This window comes from Streptomyces sp. NPDC054866 (assembly GCF_053610745.1).
The window spans coordinates 815,783-838,540 of record NZ_JBSGZA010000003.1; the positions used below are offsets into that span (position 1 = coordinate 815,783).

22 protein-coding genes are annotated in these 22,758 nt (G+C 69.5%); 18 read left to right on the top strand and 4 right to left on the bottom strand.

The annotated features are described in order from the left end of the window. The 4 genes from ACWGI2_RS19070 to ACWGI2_RS19085 are packed head-to-tail and all read left to right on the top strand — an operon-like array spanning position 1 to position 4,111. Positions 1-930 (top strand): ABC transporter permease, encoded by a 930-nt coding sequence (locus ACWGI2_RS19070; RefSeq protein ID WP_160507037.1) that lies wholly within the window; start codon positions 1-3, stop codon positions 928-930. Then, positions 923-1,879: an ABC transporter permease gene (locus ACWGI2_RS19075; protein ID WP_160507038.1), complete on the top strand. Its 957-nt coding sequence runs from the start codon at positions 923-925 to the stop codon at positions 1,877-1,879. Before ACWGI2_RS19070 ends, ACWGI2_RS19075 begins: the two co-directional genes overlap by 8 nt. A gap of 11 nt (positions 1,880-1,890) precedes the next feature. Continuing rightward, positions 1,891-2,952, top strand: a complete 1,062-nt coding sequence (locus ACWGI2_RS19080; RefSeq protein ID WP_453696448.1) for an ABC transporter ATP-binding protein — start codon at positions 1,891-1,893, stop codon at positions 2,950-2,952. Continuing rightward, positions 2,945-4,111, top strand: coding sequence for an ABC transporter ATP-binding protein (locus ACWGI2_RS19085; protein ID WP_453696449.1), 1,167 nt, complete (start codon positions 2,945-2,947; stop codon positions 4,109-4,111). The genes ACWGI2_RS19080 and ACWGI2_RS19085 overlap by 8 nt, the downstream gene beginning before the upstream one ends. Positions 4,112-4,318: 207 nt before the next feature. Here the strand turns inward: ACWGI2_RS19085 and ACWGI2_RS19090 are convergent, their stop codons facing one another. Beyond that, positions 4,319-4,528, bottom strand: coding sequence for a hypothetical protein (locus ACWGI2_RS19090; protein ID WP_453696451.1), 210 nt, complete (start codon positions 4,526-4,528; stop codon positions 4,319-4,321). Positions 4,529-4,667: 139 nt separating this feature from the next. Here ACWGI2_RS19090 and ACWGI2_RS19095 point away from each other — a divergent pair, with 139 nt between their 5' ends. Beyond that, positions 4,668-5,012, top strand: a complete 345-nt coding sequence (locus tag ACWGI2_RS19095; RefSeq protein ID WP_453696452.1) for a hypothetical protein — start codon at positions 4,668-4,670, stop codon at positions 5,010-5,012. Positions 5,013-5,039: 27 nt separating this feature from the next. On the opposite strand, the gene ACWGI2_RS19100 is transcribed toward ACWGI2_RS19095, so the two are convergent. Then, complete coding sequence (locus tag ACWGI2_RS19100) at positions 5,040-5,624, bottom strand: Uma2 family endonuclease (RefSeq protein WP_453696453.1); 585 nt, start codon at positions 5,622-5,624, stop codon at positions 5,040-5,042. 171 nt (positions 5,625-5,795) lie between these two features. Here ACWGI2_RS19100 and ACWGI2_RS19105 point away from each other — a divergent pair, with 171 nt between their 5' ends. From ACWGI2_RS19105 to ACWGI2_RS19125, 5 genes are all read left to right on the top strand, one after another. Further along, a complete protein-coding gene (locus tag ACWGI2_RS19105; RefSeq protein ID WP_453397764.1) occupies positions 5,796-7,430 on the top strand; it encodes a peptide ABC transporter substrate-binding protein in 1,635 nt (544 codons plus the stop codon). 70 nt (positions 7,431-7,500) lie between these two features. Next, entirely contained in the window at positions 7,501-8,424 is a 924-nt protein-coding gene (locus tag ACWGI2_RS19110; RefSeq protein ID WP_361833222.1) for an ABC transporter permease, read from the top strand. Continuing rightward, entirely contained in the window at positions 8,417-9,385 is a 969-nt protein-coding gene (locus ACWGI2_RS19115) for an ABC transporter permease (protein WP_453696455.1), read from the top strand. Before ACWGI2_RS19110 ends, ACWGI2_RS19115 begins: the two co-directional genes overlap by 8 nt. Positions 9,386-9,391: 6 nt before the next feature. Continuing rightward, positions 9,392-10,387 (top strand): ABC transporter ATP-binding protein, encoded by a 996-nt coding sequence (locus ACWGI2_RS19120; RefSeq protein ID WP_453397766.1) that lies wholly within the window; start codon positions 9,392-9,394, stop codon positions 10,385-10,387. Then, positions 10,374-11,438, top strand: a complete 1,065-nt coding sequence (locus ACWGI2_RS19125) for an ABC transporter ATP-binding protein (RefSeq protein ID WP_453696456.1) — start codon at positions 10,374-10,376, stop codon at positions 11,436-11,438. Before ACWGI2_RS19120 ends, ACWGI2_RS19125 begins: the two co-directional genes overlap by 14 nt. A 351-nt stretch (positions 11,439-11,789) precedes the next feature. Here the strand turns inward: ACWGI2_RS19125 and ACWGI2_RS19130 are convergent, their stop codons facing one another. Continuing rightward, complete coding sequence (locus ACWGI2_RS19130; protein ID WP_453696458.1) at positions 11,790-13,967, bottom strand: prolyl oligopeptidase family serine peptidase; 2,178 nt, start codon at positions 13,965-13,967, stop codon at positions 11,790-11,792. Positions 13,968-14,116: 149 nt separating this feature from the next. On the opposite strand from ACWGI2_RS19130, the gene ACWGI2_RS19135 reads away from it, so the two are divergent. The 8 genes from ACWGI2_RS19135 to ACWGI2_RS19170 all read left to right on the top strand — a co-directional run bounded on the left by ACWGI2_RS19135 (position 14,117) and on the right by ACWGI2_RS19170 (position 21,847). Then, a complete protein-coding gene (locus ACWGI2_RS19135) occupies positions 14,117-14,311 on the top strand; it encodes a hypothetical protein (protein WP_160507048.1) in 195 nt (64 codons plus the stop codon). A gap of 74 nt (positions 14,312-14,385) precedes the next feature. Next, positions 14,386-15,306 (top strand): N-acetyl-1-D-myo-inositol-2-amino-2-deoxy-alpha-D-glucopyranoside deacetylase, encoded by a 921-nt coding sequence (mshB, locus tag ACWGI2_RS19140; protein WP_453696459.1) that lies wholly within the window; start codon positions 14,386-14,388, stop codon positions 15,304-15,306. A gap of 86 nt (positions 15,307-15,392) precedes the next feature. Continuing rightward, on the top strand, positions 15,393-15,761 hold the full coding sequence (locus ACWGI2_RS19145) for a DUF6113 family protein (protein WP_453398103.1): 369 nt from the start codon (positions 15,393-15,395) through the stop codon (positions 15,759-15,761). A gap of 170 nt (positions 15,762-15,931) precedes the next feature. Continuing rightward, the gene (locus ACWGI2_RS19150; RefSeq protein ID WP_453696460.1) at positions 15,932-18,130 is read left to right on the top strand and encodes a hypothetical protein; all 2,199 of its coding nucleotides are present in this window, start codon (positions 15,932-15,934) and stop codon (positions 18,128-18,130) included. A gap of 162 nt (positions 18,131-18,292) precedes the next feature. Further along, positions 18,293-19,252: an ABC transporter ATP-binding protein gene (locus ACWGI2_RS19155; RefSeq protein WP_453696461.1), complete on the top strand. Its 960-nt coding sequence runs from the start codon at positions 18,293-18,295 to the stop codon at positions 19,250-19,252. Beyond that, positions 19,246-19,980 (top strand): ABC transporter permease, encoded by a 735-nt coding sequence (locus tag ACWGI2_RS19160; RefSeq protein ID WP_453696462.1) that lies wholly within the window; start codon positions 19,246-19,248, stop codon positions 19,978-19,980. The genes ACWGI2_RS19155 and ACWGI2_RS19160 overlap by 7 nt, the downstream gene beginning before the upstream one ends. Before the next feature lie 59 nt (positions 19,981-20,039). Next, on the top strand, positions 20,040-21,221 hold the full coding sequence (locus tag ACWGI2_RS19165; protein WP_453696770.1) for a sensor histidine kinase: 1,182 nt from the start codon (positions 20,040-20,042) through the stop codon (positions 21,219-21,221). Continuing rightward, positions 21,218-21,847, top strand: a complete 630-nt coding sequence (locus ACWGI2_RS19170; protein WP_453696463.1) for a response regulator — start codon at positions 21,218-21,220, stop codon at positions 21,845-21,847. Before ACWGI2_RS19165 ends, ACWGI2_RS19170 begins: the two co-directional genes overlap by 4 nt. A 19-nt stretch (positions 21,848-21,866) precedes the next feature. On the opposite strand, the gene ACWGI2_RS19175 is transcribed toward ACWGI2_RS19170, so the two are convergent. Beyond that, positions 21,867-22,709: a SirB1 family protein gene (locus ACWGI2_RS19175; RefSeq protein ID WP_453696465.1), complete on the bottom strand. Its 843-nt coding sequence runs from the start codon at positions 22,707-22,709 to the stop codon at positions 21,867-21,869. Positions 22,710-22,758: the final 49 nt, after the last annotated feature.

Sequence of the window (22,758 nt, forward strand, 5' to 3'; positions counted from 1 at the left end):
ATGGGGCGTTATGTCGCGCGGCGACTGCTCCAGATGATCCCGGTTTTCATCGGGACAACCCTGTTGATCTTCATCATGGTCAACGTGCTCCCCGGCGACCCCGTACGGGCGCTGTGGGGCGACAAGCCGCCGGACCCGGCACAGGTGGCGCAGATTCGCCACGACCGTGGTCTGGATCTGCCGCTGTGGCAGCAGTATCTGCACTACATGGGCGGCCTGCTGCAGGGAGACTTCGGCAAGACCATCGCCGGTAACCGGCCGGTCCTGGACGAGATCACCCAGGCGTTCCCGGTCTCGATGCGACTGGCCTCCATGGCCTGGACGTTCGAGCTCATCGTCGGCATCACCCTGGGTGTCCTTGCCGGCATCAGGCGCGGCCGGTTCGTCGACAACACGGTCACGCTCTTCACGCTCCTGGTGATCTCCGTACCGATCTTCGTGGTCGGTCTGCTGTGCCAGCTGTTCTTCGGCAATGAACTGGGCTGGATCACGCCCACGGTTCAGGACTCCGAGAACATGGGCCAGCTGCTGGTGCCGGCGATCGTGCTCGGCATGGTGGGCCTCGCCTATGTGGCGAGACTGACGCGCACCTCGATCGCCGAGAACCGGCAGGCGGACTACATGCGCACGGCGGTGGCCAAGGGCCTGCCCCGGCAGCGCATCATCACCCGGCATCTGCTGCGCAACTCGCTGATCCCCGTGGTGACTTACCTCGGCACGGACGTCGGCACCCTGATGGGTGGCGCGGTCATCACCGAGGGCATCTTCAACGTGACGGGCGTCGGCAATCTCCTCTTCCAGGCTCTCGCCCGCCGTGAGGGCGCGGTCATCGTCGGTGTAGTCACCGTCCTGGTGCTCGTGTACCTCGCAGCCAGCCTGATCGTCGACCTGCTTTACGCGGTCCTGGACCCGAGGATCCGTTATGCCTGACCTCACCAAGACCACGGCCACGGACGAGAAGACCGTGGCGCCCTCCGCTCCCACGGATGCGATCGCGGCCGGTCCCGCACCGGGGAAGCCGCGAAGCCTGTGGAACGACGCGTGGCGCGAGCTGCGCAGCAATCCGCTCTTCGTGATCTCCGCGGTCCTGATCGCGATCCTGCTGGTGGTGGCCGTCTTCCCTGGCCTGTTCACCAGCACGAATCCCGAGTCCGGCGACCAGGTGAACCACTTCCTGGGCAAGCCCGAACTCAGCAAGTTCTTCCAGGAGAGCTGGTTCGGCTACGACAGGGTGGGCCGCAGCATCTACGCCCGCGTCGTCTTCGGAGCGCGCAACTCGATCCTCGTCGGCGTCGGCGTGACGATCCTCGTCACCTTCTTCGGCGGCCTGTGCGGCATGCTCGCGGGCTACTTCGGCGGCTTCTGGGACAGCCTCATCTCCCGGCTCACCGACGTGTTCTTCGGCATCCCGTTCCTGCTCGGCGCCATGGTCGTCCTGAACGCCTTCACCAACCGCACGGTGTGGGTGGTCATGGGCGCGCTTGCCTTCCTGGGCTGGACGCAGATCGCCCGCGTGATGCGCGGCGCGGTCATCACGACCAAGCACGCCGACTATGTGGTGGCGGCGCGCGCGCTCGGTGCCGGGACGAAGCGGATCCTGTTCCGCCACATCCTGCCGAACGCGCTGGCTCCGGTGATCGTCGTGGCGACCATCTCGCTCGGCACGTACATCGTGGCCGAGTCGACGCTGTCGTACCTGGGCCTCGGCATCGGTGACGGCGCCATCTCCTGGGGCGGCGACATCTCCGACGCGACGCAGGACATCAGGAACAACCCGCACACGCTGTTCTTCCCGGCAGGAATGCTGAGTATCACGGTGCTGGCGTTCATCATGATGGGTGACGCCGTACGCGAAGCCCTCGACCCGAAGCTGCGCTGAGGGAGGCGTAAATGACCAGCATCGACATCAAGGAAAACTCGGTTCCCGCCCCCCGCTCGGGCGAGGAAAGAAGCGGCAGGCTCCTGGACGTCAGGGACCTGCACGTCGAGTTCCACACCCGCGAGGGTGAGGTCAAGGCAGTCAACGGCGTCAACTACAGCGTGGACGCGGGTGAGACGCTCGCCGTCCTCGGTGAGTCGGGCTCCGGCAAGTCCGTGACGGCCCAGGCCATCATGGGCATCCTCGACATGCCGCCCGGCAAGATCCCGCAGGGCGAGATCCTCTTCCGCGGCCAGGACATGCTGAAGATGTCCAACGAGGAGCGCAGGAAGATCCGCGGCCGCAAGATCGCGATGATCTTCCAGGACGCGCTGTCGTCGCTCAACCCCGTGCTCTCGGTGGGCTATCAGCTCGGCGAGATGTTCCGGGTGCACGACGGCGTCAGCCGCAAGCAGGCCAAGGCCAAGGCCATCGAGCTCATGGAGCGGGTGAAGATCCCGGCCGCCAAGGAGCGGGTGAACGACTACCCGCACCAGTTCTCCGGCGGTATGCGCCAGCGCATCATGATCGCGATGGCGCTCGCTCTGGAGCCGGACCTGATCATCGCCGACGAGCCGACGACGGCTCTCGACGTGACGGTCCAGGCCCAGGTCATGGACCTCCTTGCGGATCTTCAGCGCGAGTACAACATGGGCCTGATCCTGATCACCCACGACCTCGGCGTGGTCGCCGACGTCGCGGACAAGATCGCGGTCATGTACGCGGGCCGGATCGTCGAGACGGCCCCGGTCCATGAGCTCTACAAGCGCCCCGCGCACCCGTACACGCGCGGTCTGCTCGAGTCGATTCCCCGGCTCGACCAGAAGGGCCAGGAGCTCTACGCGATCAAGGGCCTGCCGCCCAACCTGCTCCACATTCCGTCCGGTTGTGCCTTCAACCCGCGCTGCCCCAAGGCGCAGGACATCTGCCGTACGGACGTCCCGGCCCTGGTGCCGGTGACGGAGCAGGACGGCACCGCTCTGCCGGGCCGCGGCAGCGCGTGCCACTTCTGGAAGGAGACGATCCATGGCTGAGCCGACGAAGGCTTCGAAGCTCTCGAAGACGGACGAGCCCGCCGACGCCACCCCGAACGTCTCCGAGGTGGAAACGGTCGACGCCGCGAGCGCCGAGGAGGCCGTCGCGGCCATCGAGGCACCGGTGGAGCGCGGCGAGCCGATCCTCCAGGTCCGCAACTTGGTGAAGCACTTCCCGCTGACTCAAGGCATCCTGATCAAGAAGCAGATCGGCGCGGTCAAGGCGGTCGACGGCATCTCCTTCGACCTCTACCAGGGCGAGACGCTCGGCATCGTGGGCGAGTCGGGCTGCGGCAAGTCCACGGTCGCGAAACTGCTCATGACCCTGGAGCGCGCCACGGCCGGCGAGGTCTTCTACAAGGGCCAGGACATCACCAAGCTTTCGGGGCGCGCCCTGAAGGCGGTCCGCCGCAACATCCAGATGGTGTTCCAGGACCCCTACACGTCGCTGAACCCCCGTATGACGGTGGGCGACATCATCGGGGAGCCCTTCGAGATCCACCCCGAGGTGGCTCCGAAGGGCTCGCGGCGCCAGAAGGTCCAGGACCTCCTGGACGTGGTGGGCCTGAACCCGGAGTACATCAACCGCTACCCGCACCAGTTCTCGGGCGGCCAGCGTCAGCGCATCGGCATCGCCCGAGGCCTGGCCCTGAACCCCGAGATCATCATCTGCGACGAGCCGGTCTCGGCCCTGGACGTCTCCGTCCAGGCCCAGGTCATCAACCTGATGGAGAAGCTGCAGGACGAGTTCAACCTCTCGTACCTCTTCATCGCGCACGACCTGTCGATCGTCCGGCACATCTCGGACCGCGTGGGCGTGATGTACCTCGGCAAGATGGCGGAGATCGGCTCGGACGAGCAGATCTACGAGCACCCGACGCACCCGTACACGCAGGCGCTGCTCTCCGCGGTGCCGGTGCCGGACCCGGAGGCGCGCGAGGGCCGCGAGCGGATCATCCTGACCGGCGACGTCCCGTCCCCGGCCAATCCCCCCTCCGGCTGCCGCTTCCGCACCCGCTGCTGGAAGGCGGAGGCGAAGTGCGCGGAGGAGACCCCGCTGCTCGCGATCCCGCAGCGGTTCGCGGGCCAGGACACTCCTGCGGCACACGAGTCGGCGTGTCACTTCGCTGAGGAGAAGGACGTGGTCCACGCGGCGTGAGCCGTTTCTCCGTCTGTACGTGATGGGGGCGCCCGGAACTTCACGGTTCCGGGCGCCCCCATTTTCGTACGTACCATGCGGGCGCTGCCGGGCGTGTCTATGGCAGAGGCAGCAGCCTGGGGAGTCGTCTTTCATCCGTCCGTCCCCTGGTTCCGGAGGACGCGGTGCAGGAGGCGTATGTGCGGGCGTGGCAGCGGTGGGAGCGGCTTACGCGGGAGGGCGTCCGTTGCCGTGGGTGCGCACGGTGGCGTCCCGCCTGGCGATCAGTACCTGGTGCCGGACGCGGAACCGGCTGAGGGCGCAGCTCAGGCACGGTGCAGCGTCGGACGTGCGGAACTCTCCGCGGACCGGGTGGCGTTGCTCACCGCCCTGCGCCAACTGCCCGCGCAGCAGCGCCAGGTGGCGGTGCTGCACCATCTGCTCGACCTCCCCGTGGAACACACGGTACGGATGCCGAGCGGGGCGGAGCTGCGGGCGCGGGGCGCGAGGCGAACCGTGCGAAGGCGGGTCGCCGCAGGCCGCGAAGTGGCACTGGAAGAGCATGGAGGAGGAGGTGATGGTGGACCTGCCCCCGCCGAAGGTGGGCAGGGACGACAGCTGCCCGGGCTCGGACGCCGGGCGGAAGCCTCCGAGCCAGGTCCAGTACGGCACGGAGTACTACAGCGACATGGGCGCCAACGCCAGGCAGCGGGTCACCGAGTACGACAGCGAGTCCGTCGCGGCGGACGAGGTGTCCCGCCTGCGCGACGCACTGACCCAATGCGGCCTGCGCGAGCACGCGGAGGGGGCCGACCGCTACTGGTCCGGTACCACCGAGTCCTCCTCACGGCTGCGCGTCAGCGTCGAGCGGTGGCGTGACAGGGTGTCCGTGGTGGAGGTGGAGGCGGAGGGGCGGGACTGACGGGGCGAACGGAGCGAACGAGGCTCCTCAGCCGTCGACGTCCCCTGCCTTTCCGTAGCGCCGGAACGCGGCGGTCTCAACCGTCCAGGGTCCGAACGGCACTTTGTCGCCGAAGATGTACGGCTCCTTGTTCCCGTACCGTCCTGCGCACGGCTCGGAGTGCACCTCGATCGTGCCGGTCCGGGGGTCGACGATCATGTAGCGGTCGATGCCCATGGCGGGATACTCGGTCAGCTTCTCGCCGTAGTCGTTGTTCGGGTTGGACGGGGAGACGATCTCGACGACGGCCAGCACCTGCGTGGCGTCGACGGCGATGCCCTCCTCGTCGAGCACGCCCTCGGGGATCACGAGGGCGTCGGGGCGGCGCATGCGGCCGATCGCGGGGTGCTCGATCTCCGGGCCGTTCGCGCAGATGTAGCCGGGGTGGGTGGTGGGGAGCTGCTCATCCAGCTGGTCGCGGATGCGGTGGACTGTGCCCGCATGGCGCTTGGATGGGCTGATCATGGCGAGCTTCGGACCGGAGGGGCCGATCTCGACCATCCAGGATCCCTCAAGGCGCTCGGCGTACGCTCCGAGCTCCTCGGCGATCGCGCGCATCTTCGCGTACTCCACGCTCCGAGGGTAGCGAGTGGCGCCTCCCCGCCTGTCGGATCTCCCTGTGGCGGCATACGAGGGTTTCCCCAGTCCTACTAGCCCCGGAAAGCGGCCATAAAGATGCGCAGCACCATGCATTGGGGTGTATTTGGGCCTAAGTGAGACTCAGGCCTGAAAGGGAGGCTCTCCATGCGTGGAGCCACGCACGCCAAGTGGGCCGCATGTGCGGTGACCGTCGCGCTCGCGGCGACCGCCTGTGGCGGAGGCGGGGACAGCGGCGGCGGTGGCGGCGACGGCTCCGGGATCGTGGGTTCTTCCTGGGGTGATCCGCAGAATCCGCTGGAGCCTGCCAACACCAATGAGGTGCAGGGCGGCAAGGTGCTCGACATGCTCTTCCGGGGCCTCATGCGCTACGACCCGAAGACCGGCGAGGCCAAGAACATGGTCGCCGAAAAGATCGACACCAAGGACTCGCAGAGCTTCACCGTGAAGATCAAGAGCGGGTGGAAGTTCAGCAACGGCGAGAAGGTGACCGCGAAGTCCTTCGTCGACGCCTGGAATTACGGCGCCCATCTGAAGAACAACCAGAAGAACGCCTACTTCTTCGGCTATATCGAGGGGTACGACAAGGTCCATCCGGAGAAGGGGGACGCCAGTGCCGAAACGCTCTCCGGGCTGAAGGTCGTCGACGACACCACCTTCACCGTCAAGCTCACCCAGAAGTTCTCCACCTGGCCCAAGACCCTCGGCTATCCGGCCTTCGCTCCGCTGCCCAAGGCGTTCTACGACGACCACGACGCATGGCTCGCCAAGCCGGTCGGCAACGGCCCGTACACCGTGGACTCGTACGCCAAGGGTTCCAAGATGTCCCTGCGGAAATGGGACGGGTACAGCGGTGCGGACAAGGCGCGGAACGGCGGTGTGGATCTCAAGGTCTACACCGACAACAACACCGCCTACACGGACCTCATGGCCGGCAACCTCGACCTCGTCGACGACGTTCCCGCCTCGCAGCTCAAGAACGCCAAGAGCGATCTGGGTGACCGCTACATCAACACCCCCGCGGGCATCATCCAGACGCTCGCTTTCCCCTTCTACGACAGCAAGTGGTCGAAGGCTGGGATGGAGAAGGTCCGTCAAGGGCTCTCCATGGCGATCAATCGTGAGCAGATCACCGACACCATCTTCCAGAAGACCCGCACCCCCGCCACCGACTGGACGTCCCCGGTGCTCGGCGAGGCCGGCGGCTACAAGTCAGGGCTCTGCGGCGACCCCTGCAAGTACGACGCGGACAAGGCGAAGAAGCTGATCTCGGACGGCGGCGGCATCCCCGGCGGCACGCTGAAGATCACGTACAACGCGGACACCGGCTCGCACAAGGAATGGGTCGATGCCGTCTGTAACTCCATCAACAAGGCCCTCGGAAACGACAAGTCCTGCGTCGGAAGCCCGGTCGGCACCTTCGCCGACTTCCGCAGCAAGGCCTCCCAGCAGAAGCTGGATGGCGCCTGGCGCGCGGGCTGGCAGATGGACTACCCGCTCATCCAGAACTTCCTGCAGCCGCTGTACTACACGGACGCCCCGTCCAACGACGGAAAGTGGTCCGACAAGAAATTCGACGAGCTCGTCGACAAGGCCAATGCCGAGACCGACACAGCGAAGGCCGTCTCCACCTTCCAGGACGCCGAAAAGGTGCTCGCCGAGCAGATGGCGGTCATTCCCCTCTGGTACCAGAACGGCAGCGCCGGCTACTCGGACAGGATCTCCGACGTGGCCCTGAACCAGTTCAGCGTCCCGGTCTACAACGAGATCAAGGTCAGCTGAGGCCAGGGAGCGGTCATCCGGCGCCCGTCACCGCGCCGGATGACCGCTTCCGCTACTTCCGGAGCCCCTCATGGGACGTTATGTGATCCGGCGTCTGCTGCAGATGATCCCGGTCTTCTTCGGCGCCACGCTGCTGATCTTCCTGATGGTGAACGTGATGGGCGACCCCGTCGCGGGCCTCTGCGGGGACCGAAAGTGCGATCCCGCCACAGCCGCCCAGCTGAAGAAGGAATTCGGCCTCGATAAGCCCGTGTGGCAGCAGTACGCGACCTATATGGGCAATGTCTTCACCGGCGACTTCGGCACCGCGTTCAACGGGCAGAAGGTCACCGAGTTGATGTCGACGGCCTTTCCGCTCACGATCCGTCTGACGCTCGTCGCGATCGTCTTCGAGATCGTCATCGGCATCTCGCTGGGTGTGGTGACCGGACTGCGGCGCGGGCGGCCCATCGACACCGTCGTCCTGCTCCTGACGCTCGTCGTCATCGCGATCCCCACCTTCGTCACCGGCCTGCTGCTCCAGCTCCTTCTCGGCGTCGAATGGGGCGTGATCAAACCCTCCGTCTCCTCGGAGGCGCCCGTCAACGAACTCATCGTGCCGGGGCTCGTCCTCGCCTCGGTGTCCCTGGCGTACGTCACCCGGCTCACCCGGACCTCCATCGCGGAGAACCGCCGCGCCGACTACGTCCGTACGGCCATCGCGAAGGGCCTGCCCAGACGCCGTGTCATCACCCGGCACCTGCTGCGCAATTCCCTCATCCCGGTGGTCACCTTCATCGGCACGGACATCGGCGCGCTGATGGGCGGCGCGATCGTCACCGAGCGGATCTTCAACATCCACGGCGTCGGCTTCCAGCTCTACCAGGGGATTCTCCGCCAGAGCACCCAGACCGTCGTCGGCTTCGTGACCGTCCTCGTCCTGGTCTTCCTGGTGGCCAACCTGATCGTCGACCTGCTGTACGCCGTACTCGACCCGAGGATCCGCTATGCCTGAACCCCGAGAGCCAGACGGAGCCATCGCCCCGACCGGCGCGGGCGGCGCGATGGACCTCGCGGCGACCGAGGGCTCGACGCTGGAGAAGACTCCGGGCGGCCCCGGCGGCACAGGGCCCGCCCGCAGCCTGTGGTCCGACGCCTGGCGCGAGCTGCGGCGCAACCCGGTCTTCATCATCTCGGGCCTCATCATTGTCTTCCTCGTCTTCATCTCCCTCTGGCCGTCCGCGATCGCCTCCGGCAACCCGCTCGACTGCGACCTCGCCAACGCCCAGAAGAGCTCCACGGCCGGCCACCCCTTCGGCTTCGACGGCCAGGGCTGCGACGTCTACACGCGGACCGTGTACGGGGCCCGCGCCTCGGTCACCGTCGGCGTCTGCGCCACGCTCGGTGTCGCGATCCTGGGCAGCGTGCTCGGCGGGCTCGCGGGGTTCTTCGGCGGGTTCTGGGACGCGATCCTCTCCCGGATCACCGACGTCTTCTTCGCCATCCCCGTCGTGCTCGGCGGCCTGGTGCTCCTGTCGGTCGTCACCAGCAACACCGTCTGGCCGGTGATCGGCTTCATGGTCCTGCTCGGCTGGCCGCAGCTCTCGCGCATCGCCCGCGGGTCCGTCATCACCGCCAAGCAGAACGACTACGTCCAGGCGGCACGGGCCCTCGGCGCGTCCAACTCACGGATGCTGCTCCGCCACATCGCGCCGAACGCCATCGCCCCGGTGATCGTCGTCGCCACCATCGCGCTCGGCACGTACATCGCTCTGGAGGCGACGCTCTCGTACCTCGGTGTGGGTCTGAAGCCGCCGACCGTGAGCTGGGGCATCGACATCTCGGCCGCCTCCCAGTACATCCGCAACGCCCCGCACATGCTGCTCTGGCCCGCCGGAGCCCTTGCGATCACCGTGCTCGCGTTCATCATGCTCGGCGACGCGGTGCGCGACGCCCTCGACCCCAAGCTGAGGTAGCCGCCGATGTTGCTCGAAGTGCGCGATCTGCATGTGGAGTTCAGGACGAGGGACGGCGTCGCCAAAGCCGTCAACGGCGTCGACTACACCGTCAGCGAGGGCGAGACGCTCGCCGTGCTCGGCGAGTCCGGGTCCGGCAAGTCCGTGACCGCGCAGGCCATCATGGGCATCCTCGACACGCCGCCCGGAAAGATCACCGCGGGAGAGATCCTCTTCAAGGGCCAGGACCTCCTCAAGCTCAAGGAGGAGGAGCGGCGCAAGACGCGCGGCGCCGGAATGGCGATGATCTTCCAGGACGCCCTGTCGTCGCTCAACCCCGTGGTCAGCGTCGGCCAGCAACTCGGCGAGATGTACGTCGTCCACCAGGGGATGTCCCGCAAGGACGCCAAGGCCAAGGCGGTCGAGCTGATGGACCGGGTGCGCATCCCGGCCGCGAAGGAGCGCGTCGGGCAGTATCCGCACCAGTTCAGCGGCGGCATGCGCCAGCGCATCATGATCGCCATGGCGATGGCGCTGGAACCCTCGCTGATCATCGCCGACGAACCGACCACCGCCCTCGACGTGACCGTCCAGGCCCAGGTGATGGACCTGCTCGCCGAGCTCCAGCGCGAGCTCCACATGGGCCTGATCCTCATCACCCACGACCTGGGCGTCGTGGCGGACGTCGCCGACAACATCGCCGTCATGTACGCGGGCCGCATCGTCGAGAAGGCCCCCGTCCACGAGATCTACAAGGCCCCCGCGCACCCGTACACACGCGGCCTTCTGGAATCCATCCCCCGGCTCGACCAGAAGGGCCAGGAGCTCTACGCGATCAAGGGCCTGCCGCCCAACCTCATGAACATCCCGCCGGGCTGCGCCTTCAACCCCCGCTGCCCGATGGCACAGGACGTCTGCAGGACCGATGTGCCGCCGCTCTACGACGTGGCGTACGAGGGTCTGGCAGCCGACCGCCGGAGCGCCTGCCACTTCTGGAAGGAGACGCTCCATGCCTCATGGTGAGCACGTCAGCGAGCAGCGGGTGGCGGACGAGGGCGAGCCGATCCTCCAGGTGCGGGGTCTGGTCAAGCACTATCCGCTCACCCAGGGCATCGTCATCCGTAAGCAGATCGGCGCGGTCAAGGCCGTCGACGGCGTCGACTTCGACCTCGGCCAGGGTGAGACGCTCGGCATCGTGGGGGAGTCGGGCTGCGGCAAGTCGACGGTCGCGAAGATGCTGGTGAACCTGGAGCGGCCGACGGCGGGCGAGATCCGCTACAAGGGCGAGGACATCAGCAAGCTGTCCGGGCGCGCGCTGAAGGCCGTGCGCCGCAACATCCAGATGGTCTTCCAGGACCCCTACACCTCGCTCAACCCGCGTATGACGGTCGGCGACATCATCGGGGAGCCGTACGAGATCCATCCCGAGGTCGCGCCGAAGGGCTCGCGGCGGCAGAAGGTGCAGGAGCTGCTCGATGTGGTCGGACTGAACCCCGAGTACATCAACCGCTACCCGCACCAGTTCTCGGGCGGCCAGCGCCAACGGATCGGGATCGCACGGGGGTTGGCGCTGCGGCCCGAGATCATCGTGGCGGACGAGCCGGTGTCGGCGCTGGACGTGTCGGTCCAGGCGCAGGTGGTGAACCTCCTGGACCAGCTCCAGAACGACTTCGATCTGTCGTACGTGTTCATCGCCCACGACCTGTCGATCGTGCGGCACATCTCGGATCGGGTGGGTGTGATGTATCTGGGTCGGATCGTCGAGATCGGCTCGGAGGACGAGATCTACGAGCATCCGACGCATCCGTACACGCAGGCGCTGCTGTCGGCTGTGCCGGTGCCTGATCCTGAGGCGCGGGAGCAGCGGGAGCGGATCATTCTGAGCGGGGATGTGCCGTCGCCCGCGAACCCGCCGTCGGGGTGCCGCTTCCGCACGCGGTGCTGGAAGGCGAGGGAGCGGTGCGCTCTGGAGGTGCCGGCGCTGGCCGTTCCTGCGGAGTTCCGCGGGGTCTCGGGCCCCGCGGCCCACGACTCGGCGTGCCACTTCGCGGAGGAGAAGCAGGTGGTGCCGTAGGGGCGTGCCCTGCGGGGCTTTCCCCAATCCCACCCCTTCCCGAAACTGGGGGCTCCGCCCCCAGACCCCCGCTCCTCAAACGCCGGAGGGGCTGAAAGATTTCCCCGGACCGGCGGGAATTCCAGCCCGTCCGGCGTTTGAGGACGAACTCGGCGGAGCCGGTGATTGCGGCAACCAAGGCCCCCGCGCCGAGCGGGTTCTCGGGAAGGGGCGGGGTTGGGGAAAGAAACATGAGGGCAACCCCACTGACCCAGCACCGCTACACGCGCCCGGCAGTCTGAGACACGTACGGCCGTGCGGGTGCCGTAGACCGGCCGGGGCAAGCCATGTCGCCCCGGCCGGTCGCCTGCGCTAGGACAGGCCCAGCGACCGCTTCAGGAAGTCCACTTGAAGCAGCAGCAGATTCTCCGCCACCTGCTCCTGCGGAGTCATGTGCGTGACCCCGGAGAGCGGCAGGACCTCATGGGGCCGCCCCGCTGCAAGCAGCGCCGACGACAACCGCAACGCATGCGCCACCACCACGTTGTCGTCCGCGAGCCCGTGCACGATCATCAGCGGCCGCGACGGATTCTCCGGGGCCACAAGCCCCTCCTCCGTGACGAGGGAACTCAGGGCGTACGGCGCCGGATCCTCCCCGGGGTTCCCCAGGTACCGCTCCGTGTAGTGCGTGTCGTACAGCCGCCAGTCCGTCACCGGCGCCCCCGCCACCCCCGCGTGGAACACATCGGGGCGGCGAAGGACCGCGAGCCCCGCGAGGTAACCGCCGTAGGACCAGCCCCGGATGGCTACCCGGTTCAGGTCGAGGGGGAAGGACGCGGCGAGGCCCTGGAGCGCGTCCACCTGGTCGTCCAGGGTGAGCGTGAAGTCACGGCGGATCGCCTTCTCCCAGGCGGGGGAGCGGCCCGGAGTGCCACGCCCGTCCGCGACGATCACGGCGAAGCCCTGGTCGGCAAACCACTGGGACGTGAGGTACGGGTTGTGGGCGGCGAGGACCCGCTGGCCGTGCGGACCGCCGTACGGATCGAGGAGAACCGGCAGGGGGCCCGAACCCTCCTCGTAGTCCGTGGGGAGCAGGACGGCGCACGGGATCTTGCGTGCGCCCCCCTCGGTCAGCGTCACGCGCGGCGTGAGCTCCGGATGCCGCGCGTATGAGGCGACGGTCGCCACCTGCTTACCGTCGCGCAGTACCTGGACGCGGGAGCCCGGCTGGTCAAGGGTGGCCGACACGAGGACTGTGAGGCCGCCGGAGCGCACCGCCGAGTGCACACCGGGTTCGGTGGACACGCGCTCCACGCCCAGTTCGTTGACCCGGTAGACGTGCACCTCGCCCGTCTCCGGGGCCGTGGCCGCCGCACCCGCCGACGCCGAGATCAGTACGTCGTCGTCCGCCACGTCGAGCACCGCGCGGACGTGCAACTGCGGCCCCGTCAGCGGGCGTTCACCCACCGCGAGGACCCGCGCGCCGCCCTCGTCCACGATCCGCACGAGACGCCCGCTGGGGGACCAGGACGGGGCGCCGGGGAAGAGTTCGAGCCACTGCGGGTCCTCCTCCGCGTGCACCATGCGCGTCGAGCCGTCGTCCGGGTCCACCGCCAGGTAGAGCTGGCTGAGCTGATCCCTGGACTGGACGAGGAGCAGCGGCGCCCCGGCCGAAGACCAGTGCACCCGCGCCAGATACGGGTAGCGGGCGCGGTCCCACATCACCTCGGTGCGCGCGCCGTCCAGGGTCACGACGAAGAGGCGTACGTCCGCGTTGGCCGTGCCCGCTGCCGGGTACGCGACCCGCGCGGGCTCCGTCTCCGGGTGCGCGGGGTCGGCGATCCACCAGCGCCGCACCGGGGCGTCGTCGGCGCGTGCGACGAGCAACCGGTCCGACGCGGGCGACCACCAGAAGCCGCGCGAACGCTGCATCTCCTCGGCCGCGATGAACTCCGCGAGGCCGTACGTCACTGTCTCCTTCTCGACGGAGTCGGGCTCCGGCGCCGCAAGGGCACGGTCGCCTTCCCCGTCGGCGCCCGTCACCCGCAGGGCGCCCCCGGCGACGTACGCGATGAGGCGGCCGTCGGGCGAGGGGCGCGGGTCGATCACCGGTGCGGGGGTGGGCAGTTCGCGTGCCGTGCCCACCCGCAGCTCCGCGGCGAAGAGGCGTCCGGAGAGCGCGAACGCGGCGAGTTCCACCGCCGCGTCCGTCGCGTAGCCCACGATGCCGGCGCCGCCCTCGCGGCTGCGCTCGCGGCGGGCTCGCTCCTCGGCGGAGAGCCGCTCGACCGCGCCGTTCAAGAGGGCGTCGGGGTCGGCGGCGACCCGCTCCACAGCGCCGTCCTCCAGGTCCAGGACCCAGAGTTGGTTCGCCCGGTCGGTGCCGGACGACGAGCGCAGGAAGGCGACGCGGGACCCGTCCGGCGCCACCGTGAACGCGCGGGGCGCACCGAGAGTGAAGCGTTGCGTGCGGGCGTGCAGGCGGGGGAAGGAGAGCCGCTGCGCGTGACTCTCGGCGGGCCCGGTGGTTCCAGGCGTCTCGGTGGTCATCCTCCGAGCCTATGGGGCATGCGCCCCCTTGTGCTGCCGTGCTCCGAGTCATGCGGACCCACGGATAGTTATGATCCGTAGCGCTTAGTGGGTATGTACCTGCTGGCGTCCGCACTGGTGCAGGGTCTGGGACTTGGAGGTGAGCCGCCGTGGCACTCTCGATTTCGGCGGTGGTGCTGCTGGCGATCATTGTCTTCTTGCTGGTCAAGAAGTCAGGATTGAAGACGGGCCACATGATCGTCTGCGTGTTGCTCGGCTTCTATCTGGCGAGTTCCTCGATCGCCCCGACGATCAACGAGCTGACGACGAACGTGGCGGGGATGATCGGCGACATCAAGTTCTGATCCATTTCCGATCCAGTTCTGATCCAGCCGCATCACGTTCTGATCACTGCGCGGGGTGCTCGTAGGGTGGTCCCATGACGGAACTGCCCGCCCGGCGTCTGCTGCTCGTGCACGCGCACCCCGACGACGAGTCGATCAACAATGGCGCGACGATGGCCAAGTACGCGGCCGACGGCGCCCATGTCACGTTGGTGACCTGCACGCTGGGCGAGGAGGGCGAGGTGATCCCGCCCGACCTCGCCCATCTCGCGCCCGACCGCGAGGACGCGCTCGGGCCGCAGCGCATCGGCGAGCTGGCCGCCGCGATGAAGGAGCTGGGCGTCACCGACCACCGGTTCCTCGGCGGCACCGGCCGCTACCGCGACTCCGGGATGATGGGCATCGAGCAGAACCACCGCGCGGGCGCCTTCTGGTCCGCCGATCTCGACGACGCCGCCGCGCACCTCGTCGAGGTGATCCGCGAGGTGCGGCCCCAGGTGCTCGTGACGTACGACCCGGACGGCGGGTACGGCCACCCCGATCACATCCAGGCCCACCGGGTCGCGATGCGCGCCGCCGACCTCGCGGCCGAGGGCGCCTTCCGCGCGGATCTCGGCGAACCGCACACCATCGGCAAGATCTACTGGAACCGCGCGCCGCGCTCCGTCGTCGAAGAGCGGTTCCGTTGGATGGAGGGCGCTTTGCGGCACTCTCCGTTCACGACCCCCGGCGTGGTCGCGGACGTCCCCGGTGTGACGGACGACGAACGGGTCACGACGGAGATCGACGGGACCGCCTTCGCCCAGGCGAAGGCGGCGGCGATGCGCGCGCACGCCACGCAGATCGAGGTGCAGGGTCCGCTCTTCGTCCTGTCGAACGCGCTCGCGCAGCCGATCTTCGACGTCGAGTACTACGAGTTGGTGCGAGGAAAGGCCGGTGCGGTGGAGGGCGAGCGTGAGACGGATCTGTTCGCGGGGCTCGAAGGCGCGGGGGCCGAAGGGGTGACGACACTGTGAGTACTCGTTCGCGCGCTACGTCATCGTCGGCTTCCGGTGCGTCGTCCGCTGCCTCCCCACCGGGCGGCAGCGCCCTCGCCCAGCCGCTGAATCCCGGCCGTCTCGCCGCCTACGGAGGCCTCTTCGTCCTTGGCGCGGTGGTCGGCACGGCCGGCGCGCTCGTCCAAGGGGGCTGGTTCCCGGGCGGGTTGCTGCTCGCGCTCCTCGGGGCCGCCGGGCTCTTCTACGGAGGGGTGCTCGCCATCGGCGGCAGAGCGGGGGCGGTGGCGCCCGCGGCGGGCTGGCTCGTCTCCGTCATGCTGCTCACGGCCAGCCGGCCCGAGGGGGACTTCCTCTTCGGCGCGGGAATCGGCTCGTACGCCTTCCTGCTCGGCGGGATGGCGGTGGCTGTGATGTGCGCCACCCTCGGTCAGCGGCCGCAACCAGCCGGGCCCGCCGCCCGACTTGGCAAGTGACGTACCACTTCAGCCCGTGTCCCGCACGGGTTTGAAGGCGGTCACAGGATGAGTGCCGACGGCGGCCAGTATGGTGGTGCGCGCCGCCGAGCCTCCCCCAGCCTCCGGCCGGGGGAAATTCCCCTCCGCGCGGGGAGCACGGGCGGCGGAGCCAACCGGGAGAACCTGCCTTGAGTCGTGAAACTGACAGTTCGTCCTCCGGGCCCCAGGGGCGCGGTGGAGCCGCTTACCCCTCGGGGACGCCGCCGTACGGCTCCCCCGCGCAGGGTGCCGCGTCGGACGGCGCCGTGGACGGCGCGCAGCGGCAGGCCGCCGATGAGCGGCCCGACGATCCCAAGACCGAGACCACGCTGACGACGCGTATCCGGATCAACATCCCCGGGTCGCGGCCCATCCCACCGGTCGTCATGCGCACGCCCGTCACGGACAGCGACGCGGGTGCCTCGCGTCCGCTGGACGCTGGCCCGGGCCGCGGGGCCAACGGATCCGACGCCGGTGACGGCGCGGGGCGTCCGGGGGCCGCGGGGTCCGCGAACGGCGCGGGCGGTCCCGGTTCCGCCGGGATGCCCGCTTCGGGCTCCGCGCCGGGCGGATCCTCCTCCGCCGGGTCGTCGTCCCCTTCCGCTCCGGCCGAGGAGAAGACGAGCGACTGGTTCGCGCCGCGCAAGAGTGCGTCCGGGCCCGCCGGTTCGGGGAGCAGCGGCAGCAGCAGCGGCAACGGCTCCGGTACGGGCTCCTTCGACGTGTCCGGCGCCGTGGCGTCGGGACCGCTCGGCACGGGTGCGCCGCAGGGCGGCGACCCGCAGCGCGGGGACCTGCCGTACTTCTCCGGAGGCGGCGCGGGTGACGGCGGCCGTGGCCCGTCGGGGCCCACCAGCGGCCCGATGACCGGTGAAGGCCCGCTGGCACCGAACCCCGCCGATCCGTCCGACCCGGCGAACCAGGCCAACCCGGCAGGCCGGGCGAACCCGTTGACTCCGCCGAATCAGGGCGGTCCGGGCAACCCCGGCAATCGCCCCAACCCGGGTGCTCGCCCCAACGCGGCCAACCCGGCCAATCCGGGCCCTCGTTCAGGCGCAGGCACGGGCGCAGGCGCAGGCATGGGCGCCGGAACAGGCGCGCCCGCGATGGGCGACGACACCGCCATCCTCACGCCGCAGAAGGCGGGCCCCCTCCAGGGCCCCAACGGCGGCCCGGTGCGCGGCGGCCCCGGCTCCATCCCCGGCGGCCCGAGCGCGCCCTCTCCCGGAGCCAATGTCTCCGGCGACACCCTGACCAGCGGCATCCCCGTCGTGCCGCCCGCGCAGAACTCGCCGTTCGGCGGGGGCCCGCAGGGTGACGGACCCGTGCCGCACACCCCGCCCAAGCTGCCCGAGCCGGTGCAGCCGAACGTGCCCGTCGCCGCGGCCCCGGCCAAGAAGAAGGGGCGCAACAAGCTCGTTCTGGTGGCCGTCGCCGTGGTCGTCGTGGCCTGCGGTGCTTACGGCGCCGGTCTCCTGATGAACCACGCCGACGTACCGAAGGGCACCACCGTGCTCGGCGTCGACATCGGCGGCGGCACGCGCGACGAGGCCGTCAAGAAGCTCGACGCGGCGATCGGCGAGGACGTCGCCAAGCCCCTGAAGCTGTCGGTCGACGGCGAGACGGTCACGCTCAAGCCGGACCAGGCGGGCCTGACCCTGGACAGCCAGGCGACCGTCCGCGAGGCCGCGGGCAGCGACTACAACCCCGTATCGGTGATCGGATCGCTCTTCGGCGGCGCGCGCGTCGCCGAGCCGGTCATGCCCGTGGACGAGGAGAAGCTGGCGGCCGCCCTGGAGCGTGCCGCGGGCGGCTCGGGATCGGCCAAGGAGGGCACGGTCAAGTTCGTGCCCGGCAAGGCCGTCCCCGTGTACGGCAAGGCGGGCAAGGGAATTGACGTCGCCGCGTCGACGACGGCCGTCTCGGAGGCGTACAAGAAGCAGGTCGAGACCGGCAGCGCCGGCACCGTCCAGGTGCCCGTCACGACCCGCAAGCCGACCGTCCCGAACGCCGAGGTCGACAAGTTCATGACGCGCTTCGCGAAGCCCGCCATGTCCGCCAACGTCACGATCAAGGCGGGCAGCGCCTCGATCCCGTTCGGCCCCGCGAAGTCCCTGCCGAAGGTGCTGGAGACGAAGGTGCTCGACAACGGCACGCTTCAGGTGCACTACAACACCGCCGAGCTCAAGAAGCTCTACGGCAACGTCTTCGACGGCATCCTGATCCAGCGCGGCAACGGCGACAAGACGCCGGTCCAGCCGACGGACGTGGCCGCCGCGATGAACAAGGCGCTGATCGGCAAGACGCCTGCGGAGCGGGTCGGCGTGATCGAGACGAACGCCAGCTGATTCCCGTACGCCTACGGAGGCCGGGCGGACCACAGAGGTGGACCGCCCGGCCTCCGGCGCGTCCGGCGTCTGGCATCCGGCCTCCGGCATGACATCTGTCATCCCGGACTCGGCACACACGACACTGCCGCCGCCCGCCGCTCCTTGGCGACGATGGATCACATGAAAGCAGCGAGCCACACAGCCGCGAGCCAGACAGCAGTGAGCTTCCACCAGGTGACCAAGGCCTACGGCGACGTCCGCGCCGTCGACGACCTCACGCTCGAACTCCACCCGGGCGAGACGGTCGCCCTCCTCGGGCCGAACGGCGCCGGCAAGTCCTCCACGCTCGACCTGCTGCTCGGCCTGCGGCACGCGGACAGCGGCACCGTGCGGGTCTTCGGCACGAGCCCGCGGGAAGCGATCACCGCGGGCCGGGTCGGCGCGATGCTGCAGAGCGGCGGACTGATGGCGGAGGTCACCGTCCGCGAACTGGTGCGGCTCGCCTGCGATCTGCACCCCAGGCCGTACCGCGCGGACGACGTGCTGGCCGCCGCGGGCCTCACCCAGCTCGCCGACCGGAAGGTCGACAAGCTCTCCGGCGGCCAGGAACAGCGCGTCCGCTTCGCACTCGCGACCGCCGGAGCGAACGACCTGATCGTCCTGGACGAGCCGACCACCGGCATGGACGTCACCGTGCGCCAGGCCTTCTGGGCGACCATGCGCGAGCAGGCGGACCAGGGCCGCACGGTCCTGTTCGCCACGCACTACCTGGAGGAGGCCGACGCGATCGCGGACCGGGTCCTCGTCCTGCACCGAGGCCGCCTCCTCGCTGACGGCACGGCCGCCGAGATCAAGGCGAAGGCGGGGGCGCGGAGGGTCGCCTTCGACCTCCCCGAGCTGGACGCCGCGCTCGCGGAGAAGCTGCGCGCCCTGCCGTTCCTCACCGCCGCCGACGTGTCCGGCCACACCGTACGGCTCCAGTCGACGGACGCCGACGCCACCGTGCACGCGCTCTACGGGCTCGGTCTTTACCCCCGCAACCTTCAGGTGGCGGGCCTCGGCCTGGAGCAGGCCTTCGTGGCGATCACCGCGGCCGAGGAGGCCAAGAAGGAGACCAAGGAGGAGGCCACGGCATGCTGATCAAGTTGGAGATCATCCGCGCCCTGCGCAACAAGAAGTTCCTCTTCTTCTCGGTCATCTATCCGTCGATGCTCTTCCTGATCATCGCGGGCGGCCAGAGCGGCACGGACATGGTCGGCGACACGGGGCTCGCGCTCCCCGCCTTCTTCATGGTGTCGATGGCGTCGTTCGGCGCCCTCACCGCCGTCCTCATGGGCAACAGCGAGCGCATCGCCAAGGAGCGCGAGAGCGGCTGGGTACGCCAGCTGCGCCTGACGAGCCTGCCGGGGCGCGGCTACGTCATCGCGAAGACCGCGAGTGCGGCCGTGGTCAGCCTGCCGTCGATCGTCGTGGTGTTCGTGGTCGCCGCGGCCGTCAAGGACGTACGCCTCGAGGCCTGGCAGTGGCTGGCCCTGACCGGCGCGATCTGGGCGGGCAGCCTCTGCTTCGCCGCCCTCGGCGTGGCCATCGGCTATCTCGCGACCGGCGACGCGGTCCGCCCGATCACGATGATCGTGTACTTCGGGCTCTCCGTCCTCGGCGGCCTGTGGATGCCCACGGCGACGTTCCCGGGGTGGCTGAGCGACATCGCGTCCTGGCTGCCGACCCATGCGTACGCTGCCCTCGGACAGGCCATCGAACTGGGCGACGCCCCGCACGCGAAGGACATCGTGCTCCTCCTCGGGTACTTCGTCCTCTTCGCGGGCGGCGCGGCATGGCTGTACCGGAAGGACACATCGAAGGCGTGAGCGACACAGACCACTCCGAGCGGGCCGACCCGTCCGACTGCGGTGAGCGGGCCCACCCGCTGGACGGCTTCGGCCACCCGGTGGCGGGCCGCCGCCAGCTGCTGACCAAAGGGCTCTGGGTCGGCATCTGGCTGGTCTTCCTGGCCAGCCCCGTGGAGGACCTGGTGGGCGCGGAGCACGGTGGCGTGGCCATGGCGCTCGGCTGGCTCGGCCTCGCCGCCTTCGTGTCCTGCTATCTGACCCTGGTCTTCCGTTACACCTCCAGGGTGCTCGACTGGCGTGTGGTGCATGTGTCGTTCGGGACGCTGCTCACGCTCGCGATCGTCCTCTCGTTCGCCTTCGGCACGGCCTGGCTCGGACTCTTCGTGTATGTGGCCGTGTCCGCCGGGGCCGTGCTGCCGATGCGGTACGCGATGTGGGTCATCCCGGCGGTCACCGGCGTGATGATCGCCGTCGGCCTGCGCACCGACAGCATCGAGGACCTGCTCGGCAGTCTCGCCGTGCTCACGCTCCTGGTCGGCTTCGCGATGACGGGGGTGCGCGAGCTGGTGCGTACGACGATCCAGCTGCGCCAGGCACGGGCCACCGTCGCCCAGCTGGCCGCGAACGAGGAACGGCTGCGGCTCGCCCGTGATCTGCACGACCTCCTCGGCCACTCGCTCTCCCTCATCACGCTGAAGAGCGAGCTCGCCGGGCGGATGCTGCCGGCCCACCCCGACAAGGCCGCCCAGCAGGTGGCGGACATCGAGCAGGTCAGCCGCCAGGCCCTGGTGGACGTGCGCGAGGCGGTCTCCGGCTACCGCAGGCGCACCCTCGACGGTGAGCTCGCGGGCGCGCGCACGGCGCTCACGGCCGCGGGTGTCGAGGCCGACGTACCGCTTCAGGCGCCCGCCTCGCTGCCCGGCGAAGAGGGGGAGACGGCGCTGGCCTGGGCGCTGCGCGAGGCGGTGACGAACGTCGTGCGGCACAGCGGTGCGCGCCGCTGCACGGTGGCGTTGACGTCGCGTCACACCCTCGACGGGCCGGTGGTCGAGCTGTCCGTGGAGGACGACGGCAGGGGCGGTTCCTCCACGGTCCGGGGCAACGGCCTGACGGGCCTGGCCGAGCGTGTGGAGGCGGTCGGCGGTGTCCTCGACGCGGGGCCCGGCGCCCGAAGGGGCTTCAGGCTCACGGCCAGGGTGCCGCTGGACCGGGGCGCGGAGCCGGCGCCCGGCGCCTCCGCCCTAGGATCTTCCGCATGAGTACGAACAGTGCGAAGGGCACCGTCAGGGTGCTCCTCGCCGAGGACCAGTCGATGGTCCGCGAGGCCCTCGCCGCGCTGCTCGGCCTGGAGCCGGACATCGAGGTCGTCGCCCAAGTGGCCCGCGGCGACGAGGTGCTCGCGGCGGCACGCGAACACGCGGTGGACGTGGCGCTCCTCGACATCGAGATGCCCGGCCGCACGGGCATCGAGGCCGCGGCCGAACTCCACGCGGAGCTCCCCGAGTTGAAGATCGTGGTGCTCACCACCTTCGGCCGCCCCGGCTACCTCCGCAGCGCCATGGAGGCGGGCGCCGACGCCTTCCTGGTCAAGGACGCACCCGCGGCCCAGCTCGCCGAGGCCGTACGCAAGGTCCTCGCGGGGGAGCGGGTCATCGACCCCACGCTGGCGGCGGCCGCGCTCGCCGGTGGCGCCAACCCGCTGACCGACCGCGAGCGCGAGGTCCTGCGCGCGGCGGCCGAAGGCGCCACCAACGCCGAGCTGGCCACGGCCCTGCACCTCTCCCCAGGCACGGTCCGCAATTACCTCTCGACGGCGATCCAGAAGCTGGCCGTGCGCAACCGCGCCGAGGCGGTCAACGTCGCCCGGGACAAGGGCTGGCTCTGAACTAATCTGTCCTTAGGCGTCAGTTCAGCATCGCCCGCGCCCCGTGCGCCTCCTGGCGCAGCCGCACCGCCGCCTCCTCGTCGGTGATGGCCAGGGCATCGGCGTACGTCTCCAGTTCGGCGGCGCCCGTCATGAAGTCGCCGCGCTGGACCAGGAGTTGGGCGCGGTCGTAGTGCAGCCGGTCGGAGTGCGCCGGAAGCAGCAGGGAGAGTTCGACCGCCCAGAGCGCGACGTCCGAGCGCTCGGGGCGGGCCGCAGCCCACGCGCGGATGTTGTTGAGGACGCGCAGGACGATGTCGAGCGGCCCCGCGGGGCTGAGCATCGACGGCACGAGCGGCGCGCCCGTGGCCCCCGCCACGAGCAACTCCGCGTCCATGGGCGACAGTACGTGCCCGCCCGCGAACGGATTGGCCAGAACCTGCTCGTCACGCGCGCCGAAGCCGACCACGAAATGGCCGGGCAGGGCCACCCCGTGGACGGGTACGCCCGCGCGGCGTGCGACCTCGATCCACACCACCGAGAGCAGGATCGGCAGGCCTCTGCGCCGTCGAAGCACCTCGTGCAGCAGCGCCGAGCGAAGGTGCTGGTAGTCGCCGGGCCTGCCCTTGAATCCGTAGCGCGTGCCGAGCAGTTCGGCCAGCGCGACGGCCCAGGACCGGGGGCCGCCGGCCTTGTCGGGCAGCCGTTCGGTCAGCTGGTCGGCAAGGCGGTCGAGGATGCGCCGCGTCGTGCGCATGCCCGCGTCGTCGAGATCAGGGTCCGCCTCCGCGCCGATCAGCAGGCACAGCAGCGCGAGATCGGGCCGCGCCGACCGTGCCTGATCGGCGAAGAGGCGTCGCCGCTCCGGGGATTGGGGGTGCATAGGAGCTTCGTGCCCTGCCGGGCCGATCGATAGCGCTCCGATCTCCGCC